At 39.6% G+C, this 12,788-nt stretch carries 10 protein-coding genes and 2 pseudogenes; 2 read left to right on the forward strand and 10 right to left on the reverse strand.

Annotation, left to right across the window (positions count from 1 at the left end):
- Positions 1–375, forward strand: a pseudogene (locus BDR01S_RS25960) (hypothetical protein); the annotation flags it as partial.
- Between the two features lie 395 nt (positions 376–770).
- Here BDR01S_RS25960 and BDR01S_RS23005 read toward each other — a convergent pair.
- The 10 genes from BDR01S_RS23005 to BDR01S_RS23050 all read right to left on the reverse strand — a co-directional run bounded on the left by BDR01S_RS23005 (position 771) and on the right by BDR01S_RS23050 (position 11,131).
- Positions 771–1,700 (reverse strand): aminopeptidase, encoded by a 930-nt coding sequence (locus BDR01S_RS23005; protein ID WP_066248333.1) that lies wholly within the window; start codon positions 1,698–1,700, stop codon positions 771–773.
- A gap of 205 nt (positions 1,701–1,905) precedes the next feature.
- On the reverse strand, positions 1,906–2,565 hold the full coding sequence (locus BDR01S_RS23010) for an AroM family protein (RefSeq protein ID WP_066248336.1): 660 nt from the start codon (positions 2,563–2,565) through the stop codon (positions 1,906–1,908).
- Complete coding sequence (locus BDR01S_RS23015) at positions 2,558–3,505, reverse strand: DUF1177 domain-containing protein (RefSeq protein WP_066248338.1); 948 nt, start codon at positions 3,503–3,505, stop codon at positions 2,558–2,560. Before BDR01S_RS23015 ends, BDR01S_RS23010 begins: the two co-directional genes overlap by 8 nt.
- A gap of 32 nt (positions 3,506–3,537) precedes the next feature.
- A complete protein-coding gene (locus tag BDR01S_RS23020; RefSeq protein WP_066363349.1) occupies positions 3,538–4,659 on the reverse strand; it encodes an S-methyl thiohydantoin desulfurase domain-containing protein in 1,122 nt (373 codons plus the stop codon).
- Positions 4,660–4,663: 4 nt separating this feature from the next.
- The gene (locus BDR01S_RS23025) at positions 4,664–5,665 is read right to left on the reverse strand and encodes an ABC transporter ATP-binding protein (RefSeq protein ID WP_066248341.1); all 1,002 of its coding nucleotides are present in this window, start codon (positions 5,663–5,665) and stop codon (positions 4,664–4,666) included.
- Complete coding sequence (locus BDR01S_RS23030) at positions 5,658–6,689, reverse strand: ABC transporter ATP-binding protein (protein ID WP_066248346.1); 1,032 nt, start codon at positions 6,687–6,689, stop codon at positions 5,658–5,660. The genes BDR01S_RS23025 and BDR01S_RS23030 overlap by 8 nt, the downstream gene beginning before the upstream one ends.
- Before the next feature lie 5 nt (positions 6,690–6,694).
- The gene (locus BDR01S_RS23035; protein WP_082797552.1) at positions 6,695–7,615 is read right to left on the reverse strand and encodes an ABC transporter permease; all 921 of its coding nucleotides are present in this window, start codon (positions 7,613–7,615) and stop codon (positions 6,695–6,697) included.
- Positions 7,616–7,624: 9 nt separating this feature from the next.
- The gene (locus BDR01S_RS23040) at positions 7,625–8,626 is read right to left on the reverse strand and encodes an ABC transporter permease (protein ID WP_066248349.1); all 1,002 of its coding nucleotides are present in this window, start codon (positions 8,624–8,626) and stop codon (positions 7,625–7,627) included.
- A 70-nt stretch (positions 8,627–8,696) separates the two neighbouring features.
- Positions 8,697–10,337, reverse strand: coding sequence for an ABC transporter substrate-binding protein (locus tag BDR01S_RS23045; RefSeq protein ID WP_066248352.1), 1,641 nt, complete (start codon positions 10,335–10,337; stop codon positions 8,697–8,699).
- Positions 10,338–10,351: 14 nt separating this feature from the next.
- Positions 10,352–11,131 (reverse strand): IclR family transcriptional regulator, encoded by a 780-nt coding sequence (locus BDR01S_RS23050; protein ID WP_066248355.1) that lies wholly within the window; start codon positions 11,129–11,131, stop codon positions 10,352–10,354.
- A 1,307-nt stretch (positions 11,132–12,438) separates the two neighbouring features.
- Here BDR01S_RS23050 and BDR01S_RS23055 point away from each other — a divergent pair.
- Positions 12,439–12,788: pseudogene (locus BDR01S_RS23055) on the forward strand (hypothetical protein); the annotation flags it as partial.

Here is a 12,788-nt window from a genome sequence, read left to right on the forward strand (position 1 = left end):
AAAAAAGAACGTATACAAGAACCGTCCGAATTAGACTACACCTATGTGAGTGACCGAGTTCCACAGCCGTTTGTTCAGTTGGTCAAGTGCTTCTTTCCTGAAGCAAAGACGATCGAAGAGTATTGGAGGATGGCGAATATCGCTGCATCAAGCTACCAATCAGAACTTGATCCCGCTCACATCCTAGATATCGCTATCCAATCCTTTAAGCAGCTCATACGGAAACTGAAGTTCAAAAACAATATCAGAAATCCATTTGCCTATTTTTATGGAATTTTAGACCATAAATTTTGCGTACATTTTCACGATGCACTCCATGAGAAGTATGATTCCAATGATGAGGAAATAATATTTGGTTCGTGGGTAAATATTTGAAAATCTTCCGCTTAATGAGATAGAATTCAACGCATTCCCAATTATTATCCAGCAAATGTCGTAAGTGTTGTAAAATATGTAGTAAATGTCCGATACTATGTCGTAAGTCCCGGAAAATATGTAGTATGAGTCGCAAAATATGTAATAAGTTCCAGCAAATATGCAATAAGTACCTAGAGATTGTGGAAATTCGCAATAATATCCAGTAAATGTCGTAGCTAGAGCCACTGCAGGATCACTTTTGATCCCGCATTAACGGGCAGTAAGACCCCCACTTCAAGACTTTTCTTACTAATATAGATAATAAAAGTGGGGAATCAACTGCCCATAAAAGCCCGATTGGTTCAACTAACAAAAAGTGGGGATGGAAAGACTCCCCTCTTTCTCCAAAATTATTATGTAAACGAAAGTTTTTTTCCATCAATTGTAACAATAGGTTCCTTAATGACGCAATCGATATGAACACCGGCCTCATTTGTACCTCCAAATGGTTTATTGCTGCCAAATGCGATATGGACTGTTCCAAATACTTTTTCATCTTCTAAGACGTTTCCTGTCAAGCGCGCCTTCCTATTTGTTCCGATTCCAAACTCCGCAATAATTCTTCCATTCCCATCACCGAGCAGATCTAGTAATTGCCTTCCTTCATTACCAGTAGCATCTACTAGTCTTCCGTTTATTACTGTTAATGTTACTGGTTCGTTAAGGACACCAATTCCAGCAATGGATCCATCTACAAGAATGGTCCCATTAGCAGAGTCTTCTATGGGAGCAATGTAACTTTCTCCGGATGGAAGATTACCTGATTCACCTTTTTCGCGAAAAACTCCTGTGCTTGGAATCCCGTTTCTTCCTTTTATTGAAAACGTCAATTTCATATTCTCTTTCTCAATCGTAGCACTCTCGCCTGCATCGAGCAGACCACAATAATGGGCGGTTAACTGCTCAACGTCTAAATAGTCAGCCGTGATTGCCCCTTCTTGAAGCATATCCATAGTAATTCCCGGCATCGTGGCAACTCTGGCACCTTCTCGAGAGGCTTCTTTTCGAGCATTTGTATGGGTAAGGGAATGATGGGTAATGCAAAGAACCACTTCCGCAGTTTTCATCGCTTCAGCAACCATTCGGGGAGGCTCTTCCCCGGATTTGGATCTTGTCTTCATCTTCATTAACAATGTTTCATTACTTAAATTTATACCTGCCTGATAAAACACATCGGCGATTTCGTATGATTCAGGATCCGTAACAATCAAAATACGCTCATTTTCTTTGATGTTTAAATTATGTTTCAAGATTGATTTTGCGACTTCAATTAATTGGCTCATCTTTTACCTCCAAATTTCATTTATTTGCGTTTGAAAAAGGAACACTTTCGAACGCATTTGGGGTGATACGGATAGTTTTTCATTTTATTGTGCCGCTTGAAGTTAAGAAAATGAGTAAAGGGAATGGGATCTAATCTCCATTCCCTTGGGCACTCTACTCTACCCCTGTCCATATTACTATCCTACTTTAACATAAACTTCCTTATTATGATAACTCAGCTGCTACACGGGCAACGACACTTCTTGAAAGGATGACTGGAAGATTCGTTGTCCTTTTAACAATGTTTTTATGTTTCTCTGTGTAGCCCATGCAATCCAGTACAATAATCGTCGCACCTGACTCTTTTAGTTTAAGTGAAGGTGTTACAAAATCATCTTCTTCTAGATAAGGATTTGCGCTCGCCGTGACATGAGGAACATTCCCCCATTTTCCTGTTAATACTCCTTCTTGCTCTTGTAACGGAACCATTACACCCAACATCCCATTTCCGATAACACTTTGTACCATACCCATTAAAATTTTATCAGGAAACAGCAATGGTTTCGTATGTGTAAGTGTTGGAAAGCTTCCAGTACAAACAAGAATTGTACTGGATACTTCCTCCTCAAGTTTTATTATCTTCTCCTGCACGAAAGGCAGTAATTTTGACTTTTCAAGTTTGGCATAGCTCCCCAATCTTAGCCTTGATACATAAGTAGTTTCTCCCTCTTGAGGTGCCAGCTTTTCGATTTCTTCAAGCGTTAAGTCATCAAGGGCTCCAGCTTCCACAAATGAGCAATCATCACCTAAAAATGGTTCCATCTCTGGTGTCATATCTACACGTGGTGATTGACCAATCGTAACAAGACCGATTTTTTTAGTCATTAGCATGGATCTTTCCTAGAGTTTGGAAAACTTTCATTGATCCATATAATTGATTTAGGTGTTCGAATTCCTGTTCATCATAAAATGAAGTCTTTCCTGCAGTAAATTCTTTTGCTACTTCTATTGAAAATCGAACGGCTTGAGCAATATCTACCTCATGACTTGCCCCTGTCCCACAGCCAGGAACGGCTGATTGAGCTGTAATCGCTAGGCCTACAACTGGCGCATCAGTAGCGACAGCTGGTTGTAAAATGCTGTTAACATGATAGACGCCGTTTCCATAAGGTGTAATATCTTGGGTAGTTACGGCAAACGTCACTGGATGTTCACCCGTTGTCATTGACATAATACGTAATAAATCATTACTGTATTTTAAAATGTATCCCTCTTTAACTGTAGGTGACAATGCAATTCCACGGTGGTTAATCACTTGATTGCCCCTTGTTGTATCAATGGATATAATAGCATCCATTTCTTCGAGTACCTCATGCTGATTCATCGTTAAAATATCCACTGGAGACCCCATAAAGTCAACTGGCTCATGAGGTTCAGTAGGAGCATTCGGACAAATATGCGTTGTAATGGCTACATCTCCTGCTAAACGGTCACCCTTTTTAGACATATCCGCTAATTTCATGGCAGAAGCAACCGCAGATATGGCCCCATCAGCATCTGATACAAGACCAATTCTGCTTGGTCTTGCCCCAATTCCGCCTAAACGTCCGACGATGCCTAATGTTTTCGATTGTCCACCAGTTGATTTTCCATCTGTACCTTTAATAATAATCTTAACAAAATCTGTTGAACCTGCTTCACCATAAACCGTTGTTGAAGTGGCTGCAACATGCTCATAATCTTTAAATAAATCAACAACCAGTTCCCCGCTTGCATTTGGGTCATCCAATAAATCCAGAATATTCATTGCATGTTTTAATGACATAATTTCTTCCTCCTCATAATTTTAATAGTTTACTATTTTACTAGCGAAGACTTTTTTGGGCCTACTAATGATTCAATGTAGGAAAGTATCTCTATGTTCAGAACCTGTTCAACGATTTCGTAATTTTTAGCATTGTACATTCCGCCGCCTAATCTTAGGTTTTGATAAGGTGCGGTTATAACTACTATCTGATCGCCTTCGGCTAATTCAGACGAAGTAACAGGGAATCCTGTTTTTTCTGAAAATGTCATAATCATATCAGGGAATGTGGTAATCCGCTCACCTTTATGATTATTGACTGACATATATTCGTTCCAGAATGTTAAATCATATGTGCCTGATACTGATTCTAATGTAAATTTCCCCACATCAAATCCATCAATGGTCGTTAATTCAAAGGAGCTTACAGTTCCTTCATTAATGATTTCCCCGCCTAATACAGACACAACGTTAGCTATTTTTCCCTCAGGAGTCGTTCCATTCATATTCGCCAGCCCAACTTCAATGGCATGTGAAATGGCATTTATTGCTCCATTCCTTTTAATATAATCAATCGAAACGGGATTTCTAGCAACCGTTACCAACCCGCCTGCCTGAACAGCCGCCTGCCTAATCATCTTAGAACAACTTTGGATATTTCCTTTTACCACCATTTCAACCCTAGCTGCTGTTCCTTTTTTTCCTCCAACACCAACTTGAATTGATTCGTAGTCCTCTAATTCTGTTAACCCCATTGATCCCATGATCCCTGTCGGATGGGCCCTGCCATTACAAGCAACATCTAAGATGGGAATCCCAGTTACTGCAGACTGTAATAAACCATTTACAGATGCTGCCCCCCCATTCTCATTTGTCATTAACGCACAAGGTTTTACCCCTGATGTGCTCTCCAATAACTCAATCGCCTTCAAATAATCGACAGGTTTTACATATTGGTTCTTAGCCGCAGGAGCCCCTACGCCCGATACAGTAACCACCACTCCATCAGCCTTCAGTTCATCTAATTGGATAAACGTAGGTGTTCCTAATTCGAAAGCAAGTTCAGCTAATTCTCTTCCACTTTTCATGGAACCGCCGCCGCCGCCGCCGAGAATACAGCCTCCAATCACTAATGGTTCAATTAGGTCCTTCGTTAATTTATCTACGATATACAATCTCTCACACCCCTATTTTTTGTTTATTTATTTTTTCCACTAAATGACAACGGGTGAACGAGCCATATTCTGTCTCAAGTAAAGCCGGAGATGTCAAGCAGATATCCTCCGCAAACGGACAACGAGTGTGGAATTTACAGCCTGTTGGCATATTGCTTGGGCTCGGGATTTCCCCAGTCAAAGGTATTTTCTTTGGTAACATCGATTGTTCATCATCACTTACTACGGGAATCGACGATAACAATGATTGTGTATAAGGGTTTTGTGGGTGGGTATAGAGGGTTTCGACATCACTATACTCAACAATACTTCCAAGATACATAACCCCTACATCATCTGCAAAGTTTCGAACTAAACTCAAATCATGGGTAATAAATAAATAAGTAAGGTTGAACTTTTTTTGTAGGTCTTTCAACAAAGTAATAATTTTTGCTTGAACAGAAACATCCAAAGCAGAAGTTGGCTCATCTAACACAATAAATTTAGGATTCAATGCTAATGCTCTCGCAATCCCAATTCGCTGCTTTTGGCCGCCGCTTAGAGAATGAGGATACCGATATAAAAATTCTTCAGGTAATTCAACAATATTAATTAATTCCTTCACCCTTTTTAACCTTGATGCGGCATCACCCATATTGTGGATAAGTAATGGTGCCTCTAATATATCTTTTATCTTTTTCCTTGGGTTTAAAGAAGTGGTTGGATCTTGATGAACCATTTGCATATCTTGTTTTAGCTTTTTCAACTTTTGCTCATTAATGGTTGTGATATCTTTCCCATCAAACAGGATTTTTCCCTCAGTTAAATCATAAAAACGCATGATAGACTTAGCTAAGGTTGTTTTTCCCGAACCAGATTCACCTACAATGGCTAAGGTCTTTCCTCTTTCTAGTTTTAAGGAAATTTCATCAACAGCCTTTACGTCACCCACTTTTTTCTTAAAGAAACCCTTTTTAATAGGAAAGTATTTTTTTAGGTTTTCCACCTGCAAAATATAGTTATCCATGGATTCCCACCACCTCTTCAGCAAACAGATGACAGGACACTTTCCGGCCATCAGATAATGTTTGTAATTTTGGCGGAGTTAGGCTGCAATGGTCCATTCGCTCCGAACATCGGTCATAAAAGCGGCAGCCTTGAGGCGGATTTAAAAAATCAGGAATTCTGCCATCGATGCCATCGCCCATTTGACCGTTCAATTTCGGAATAGAGCTTAGTAGTCCTTGAGTATAAGGATGATAGGATTGACTAAACAGACTTTGCGTTGTCGCTTCCTCAACCACTTCCCCTGCATACATGACATAAACACGATCGCTAATCATTCGTGCGACCCCTAGATTATGCGTAATAAAGATCATTGAAATGCCTTCCATTTCAACTAATCTTTTTAACTCTATTAAAATCTGGTCCTGTACAGATACATCGAGTGCAGTTCCAGGTTCATCCGCAATTAGCAGCTTTGGCGTATGAATCAGGGCCAAAGCAATGATAATTCTCTGTCTCATTCCTCCGCTTAACTCAATAGGGTAACGCTCAAGAATTCCCTCCGGATCTGGAATTCTCATCTTTTCTAAAATCTCTATCGCTCTAGCTCTTCCTTTTTTACGCAGCTCTCTTTTCTCTTTCATCGAAGTAAAAAGTGTATTTCTTTTTCCCTGCCACATATACACGTCTATTAAATGCTGTCCAATGGTGAAAACAGGGTTCAGAGCGGTCATCGGGTCCTGGAAAATCATCGAAATTCCTTTCCCCCTAATTTTTTGCCACTCCTTTTCACTTAAACCTAACAGGCTTTGACCCTCAAATGTAATATCACCATTGGTAAACTGTGCTGGAGGGGTAGGTACTAAACCTAATATAGAACGAACAGTAACTGATTTACCGCATCCTGATTCGCCTACTAAAGATATCACTTCGCCTTTATTAACTTTAAGGCTAACGCCATTGATGACCTGCGCAGTCCCCTCAAAGGATTTAAAATTCACCTTCAAACCCTTAATTTCCAGCAAGGCTTCACTTTTCACACTCATGTTGTTCACCCCTCTTTATCCACTTGCACATCAAAGACATCCCGTAAGCCGTCACCTAATAAATTGAAGCCTAAAACGGTTACTAAGATTGCCAGTCCTGGGAATGTTGCCTGCCACCACATTTCCGGAAGATAGACCCTTCCTTCTGCAATCATTGTTCCCCACTCGGGAATTGGCGGCTGTGCACCTAACCCTAAAAATCCTAAGCTGGCTCCTGTCAAAATAACAAAGCCCATATCTAACGTGGCTTTAACAATAATAGTTGAAACACAATTGGGAAGGATTTCTGTAAAAGCAATTCGCCATTTGCTCGCCCCCAGCCCTTCAGAGGCTAATACAAATTGTTCCCCTTTTAAACTAAGCACTTCTCCTTGAACAAGCCTTGTAAACCATGGCCACCAGCCAAAAGAAATCGCAATCATGATATTCATTAATGTTGCTTCCATAATAGCAGCAACTGCTAATGCGAGAACAAGAGAGGGAATAGCAAGGAAAATATCCGTTGTCCTCATAATGATGGTACTAACCCGTCCACCCCAAAAGCCTGCAATTAGGCCAAGTGGTACACCAATCACAATCGCAATCGATAAAACAGTAAAACCTAATACTAGAGAAATCCGGGCACCAAAGATAATCCGGCTAAAGATATCCCGTCCTACTTCATCGGTGCCAAATATATGTTCAAGACTTGGCGGTTGGTTCATTTTATCAAAGAAGATCTTCCCAGAGGCATGATCAGGATAAGGGGCAATCCACGGGGCAAAGATAGCAGTAAGAATGATAATGACAACAATAGTCAATCCAACCAAACTTAATTTACTGCGCTTCATTCGATGCCAAGCCCGTTTTGTTTCTTCCGAACGTGTTTTTTTGATAGAGATACCATCAATATTTGCTACTGGACTATTATTTTCTGCTACTTTCATATCCATCACCTACGAATCATACTTAATTCTTGGGTCTAAGATTCCATATAACACATCAACGATTAAGTTCGCGACAGCAAATGCTACCCCTATGACCAGCGTTACACCAACAATCGCATTATAATCTTTATAAATGACACCTTGCACACCATACTGAGCCATCCCCGGCCAGCCAAATACAGCCTCCACTAAAAAAGCGTTGCCTAGTAAGGCGCCAAAGGATAATCCAATAATTGTAAGTGTCGAAGCAAAGGCGTTTTTCAGCATATATTTATAAACAATCATTCCTTTTGGCAAACCGTATGAACGTGCGGCTAAAATATAATCCTTATTTAATTGATTAAGCATGTTGGAACGAGTTAGTCGCATGATTTGCGCCGTTGTGGCAATCGATAATGCAATCGAAGGAAGGATAATATGCTTGACGCTCGTAATAAAAGCATCGAAGTTCAAGGTAATTAAACTATCAAGTAATCGCAACCCTGTAATGGTAGTAGGTGCAATCTCCCCTCGTCCTACCACGGGCAGCAATGAAAACCAATAGGCAAAGACAATTTGCAGCATGATTGCCACCCAAAATTTCGGCAAGGCAATTCCCGAAAGAGCGACAATCCTTGTTGAATGATCTTCCCATTTATCTTTTCGAACGGCTGAAATAACCCCTAGCGGTACACCGATTGCTATTGAAATGGCCATCGCAATGATAATTAATTCGAAGGTTGCCGGAAATGTTTCGAATATATCAATGGCCACATTTCGATTGGATTGTAGTGACATTCCCATATCACCTTGGAAGGCACCTTTCATATAATTCCAATACTGAACAGGTAATGGATCATTTAGTCCCATTTCTTCTTCCATTGCTTCAATTTGTTGTTGTGTTGCTTCTGGCCCTAATTTTAAGCGAATCGAGTCACCAGGCATGATTCTAGATAGCGCAAAGATTAAAATCGATAATCCCAAGAGAACGGGTATGATATGCAAGGTTCTTTTAATAATAAATTCTTTCATTTCGCACCTCCTACTAAAGAATGATTGAAGATGAGAAGGCTAATACAGCCTTCTCACTCCCCTGTATTCCTTATTTTACTGATAAATAATAGAATCCTAAATCGTATCCTAATATCCCTACATATTTATATCCCTTAACATAGTCCCTGAAAGCAATCCGATGATTAGGATTTGCTATATAAATGGAAGGAGCGTTATCAACAATTAACTTTTGAGCTTCTTTGTAATAGGTCATTTGTTCATCAACGTCAACTGATTTTCTAGCCTTTTCTAAAACTTCCGTCGTTGCTGGATCATCATACCAGCTTGAAGAACGGTAACTACCGTGTGCACTTGGATGGTAGATTCCATACGTATGACTATCCACATGCGGATATTTTAATGTATCCGAAATAACAACCATATGTGGTGTTGTTTCCACCTTAGCTGTCGCTTCAGTAACCTGTGTCCATGGTCCACCTATCAACTTAACCTTAATGCCAATCTCCTTTAGGTTGCTTTGGATCAACTGTGCCAGTTGTCTTTGCGATGGAGTATCAGATAAATACATAAATTCAACTTCAAGGTCTTGACCAGCATACTTTGATTTCGCCAAATATTCCTTTGCCTTCTTAATATCCTTTTTATAAACAGTTACCTTATCATTGTGCCCCGGCACTAAATTAGGAACAGGTCCCTGAGCTTGTGTTGCTCCTCCTAAAATTTGCTTTGTTGCGACCGAGTAATCAAAAGCTGTTAAAATCGCTTTTCTTACATTGATATCATCCGTTGGAGCCTTCTGAGTATTAATTGGAATGTGCTGCAACTGAACGCTTGGCTGTTCGTCCACAACAATTCCATCTGCTTTACTGAACTCCTTATACGTATCAACCGTTAACCATTGATGAACCATATCGGCATCGCCAGAATTAAGCATGGTTTTAACCGTTGCCTGCTCTGTAATAATCTTCATTTGCCAATCTTCAATTTTCCCTTCGGACCAGCCTTTCCAATACTTATCATACTTTGCAAACGTGAGCTGTGATCCACGGTCCCATTTCGTTAACAAATAAGGGCCTGAACCTGCTACATGACTTTCAAGATATTTCTGACCATAGTCGCCATTATCTCCGAAGTCACCTGCTTCTTTATTAGCTAAGATTGTTGCACTATCAACAATAAACAATTGCGTTAACGTGGAAACAAATGGTGCATACGCATTATCCAATGTGAACTCAACCGTATAATCATCTAAAGCTTTTACATTATCAGGGTTTAACACCCCGCTCCACAGCCAAGAAAATCCTTGTTTAATCGCCATCATCCGCTGAACGGAGAACACGATGTCCTTTGCTGTCAATTTATTTCCACTTTGGAACGTCACACCTTCTTTAATTTTGAAGGTATATACTTTCCCATCATCCGAAACCTTCCATGATTCTGCAATATGAGGACCCGGTTCCATTGAACCTTCCTCAACCTTTGGATAGACAAGCGGGTCATATGTATTTAATACAGCAATCAATTCCGTTTCATCCACATGTTTAGCAGGGTCAACGGATCCCACTACCTGCTGCGCTACATACACAAAGGGTCGATCAGGTTTACTGGTCACATTTTTACTTGATGAATTACTTTCCTTACCCGTACCACTTGTACCTTTCGAACTACAACCTATAATCAATATCGCGACCATGAAAATAGTAACAAACATAGACAATTTCTTTTTCATTATGATACCTCCCTTTATAAACATTTTTTTATTTGTGAATACGTTAAACCAAGTTTATTGATATTATTCTGAATTATTTCCTTTTCCTTTAGCAATAACGCTAGAATTTCAGTTTCCTTTTCTTTAGGTATTCGATAGACTGGGCCTGCAACTGTCAACGAACCAATTATTCTATTGGTATAGTCAAATAACGGTACCGCAATTCCCACCACATCTGTTGTCGTTTCACCCAAAGTGCAGCCCCAGCCTTGCTCTCGCATCTCTAGGAGGCCCTTTTTAATCCCCTCGGGGTCAGTGATTGTTTGATTAGTCAGTCTTTCAAGCTTCCCACTTAGTATCTGATTTTGTTCATCTTCAGGTAAGTAGGCCAAGATAATTCGATTTGAAGCAGCTGAATGCAATGGTTTTCTTGTTCCAACTTCAAAAGCAAATTTTATACTTTGGGAGCTTTCGGCAATCGCGATACTTAACCCTTCATATCCATCTAACCAAGTTAAAAAAATAGTTTCATCCGTTTCCCTCGCTAATTTCTCCATATTAGGAAAAACTAGATCTCTAAATTTCAACGTATCCATTGTAAGAAAACCAAATTCTAAAAACTTTAACCCAAGCTCATATCTCTGCGATTCAGGATCTAATATTAAATAGCTATGGTTTTTAAAAGTGGTTAATAATCGATGTGTTACAGTCAGGCTGAATCCCATTTCTTTTGCAAGTTCCCTGACTCCCCAGGATGGTTTTTTCTTAAAATACTCAAGCAGTTCTAAGGCGTTATCCAATGTTTTAAGGCTCATTTAATTCCACATCCCTCCTCTTAAGTAGCGTTCCGATAATAGGAACAGCGTTCCTATATGTGTTTTGTTTCTCTTATTTTAGTATATTAAATATTAGAAATCAATATAATCTTAAAAATAATCAATAAATTCAGTAAACAAAATATTTATCCAATTCATCTAGCCCCAAAGAGATTATTTAAATTAACTGTAAAAGACCGTTTCCTTTTTCCCTCTAAACCCAAATATAGAAGGTGAAAGGAGGTGGTCGAAATGGCGCAGTCGTTATTAGTAGGGACGAAGCTTCGCTTGTTATTTGAAGCGGGGATTCTAGGGTATTGCTCGGGCCAACGGGAGTATCTCTTTGTGTAATCTTGAACCAATCTTAACGTCAGAATGATAGAGTAAACCTGTTCAATCTGAACGGATGCATCGTTCATAAAAAAAAACCGCCAAGAAGACGGTTAAAATGGAAAGATTATCGACAAACCTCGACCATTTTCTTCATGTTTCCCTTTCAATCAAACGTTTGATTAGAATGGCTGCACTCCTTGATATATCTGATTCAGTCTTCCCTAAGGCATAAATATATTGTAGGAATATGATATGGAAATAGGAGATATAGACCATTCAAACCACTTTTGTCACGAATCGACAGCCGTTCGACCAAATTCCAAATAGGCTATACTATTCAAACGTTTGGTTAAAACAGCTACTAGTACTGATTTATAAGCTTTCTCCGTAACAACTGAGTACGAAGATTGTCGGGGACGGCTTCAGGAAATTCCCCACTTTTCCACAAAAATCCCCTGGTTTCTTATGAACCTCCTTCATTTGATAAATTCTCCCTCCTTTCCCTATTACACAAACGATTGATTAAAACATGCTTCAATACCCACTATGACTGGATTTATCCCTTTAAACACATGAAAACAATGTCGATAGATGTCTCCAACAATGCATTTTATGAAAAGGAATCCAGGCGAGTTGCTCAATTAGATTTCCCCCCTTCAAATATGCGGCCTAATACTTGAGTTTCCCCTAGTAAACCTAGTTAACAGAAATGAATATAGAAGGATATCAAAATCAGGTACGAACACCCCTTCAGTGTTAAGGATGCAAAATGATATCAAAATTAGCTTAAATTGCAAAAAACGGCTTCAAAAATCACTTTTGACCCCCATTTTGGCATGTTTCGTTCCAAAAATGGCTCCAAATGTGAATTTTAGCCGTTCGATTTAAGCAGTTAAACCCGATATCGTAGAGGTGCAGAGATCGTTAACTTGCGATTAGATATAGCACAAAAAAGCGGTGGAAGGGTGTATGAAATGGCAGGTTTAAAATCTGGCAATATTGAAGGATTCGAGCAGTTTTCGCAATTTAGTTCGCTCAAGGAGTTGAATACTCATATCGAGATGTGGTTGGCAGTGCACAAGCATGACTTTTCTAAAGGAGCCCTGGTGGGATTGAAGCGGCTGGTTCGTTTTTCTGCCAAAATACCCGGAGTGTGCAATGCGAAAATTGGGACCATTTTAAAAGCCATTCACCAAGAATACAAAGATAATGGAATCTCCCGCTCTACCTTTAAACGAATGATTCTAAAAGCAAAGGAATTAGGAATCCTTTCCGTTTATGAAACAGAAAGAAAAAATGGTTCGCAGTCTAGCAATTTGTATTC

Source organism: Neobacillus drentensis NBRC 102427, from assembly GCF_001591445.1.
Taxonomy (GTDB): domain Bacteria; phylum Bacillota; class Bacilli; order Bacillales; family Cytobacillaceae; genus Neobacillus; species Neobacillus drentensis.

Bases quoted from the DNA above. Each gene is read 5' to 3' on its own strand.
- BDR01S_RS23030 (WP_066248346.1), bottom strand. From the start codon at position 6,689: ATGAGTGTGAAAAGTGAAGCCTTGCTGGAAATTAAGGGTTTGAAGGTG.
- BDR01S_RS23045 (WP_066248352.1), bottom strand. From the start codon at position 10,337: ATGAAAAAGAAATTGTCTATGTTTGTTACTATTTTCATGGTCGCGATA.
- BDR01S_RS23040 (WP_066248349.1), bottom strand. From the start codon at position 8,626: ATGAAAGAATTTATTATTAAAAGAACCTTGCATATCATACCCGTTCTC.
- BDR01S_RS23050 (WP_066248355.1), bottom strand. From the start codon at position 11,131: ATGAGCCTTAAAACATTGGATAACGCCTTAGAACTGCTTGAGTATTTT.
- BDR01S_RS23025 (WP_066248341.1), bottom strand. From the start codon at position 5,665: ATGGATAACTATATTTTGCAGGTGGAAAACCTAAAAAAATACTTTCCT.
- BDR01S_RS23015 (WP_066248338.1), bottom strand. From the start codon at position 3,505: ATGTCATTAAAACATGCAATGAATATTCTGGATTTATTGGATGACCCA.
- BDR01S_RS23035 (WP_082797552.1), bottom strand. From the start codon at position 7,615: ATGAAAGTAGCAGAAAATAATAGTCCAGTAGCAAATATTGATGGTATC.
- BDR01S_RS23005 (WP_066248333.1), bottom strand. From the start codon at position 1,700: ATGAGCCAATTAATTGAAGTCGCAAAATCAATCTTGAAACATAATTTA.
- BDR01S_RS23010 (WP_066248336.1), bottom strand. From the start codon at position 2,565: ATGACTAAAAAAATCGGTCTTGTTACGATTGGTCAATCACCACGTGTA.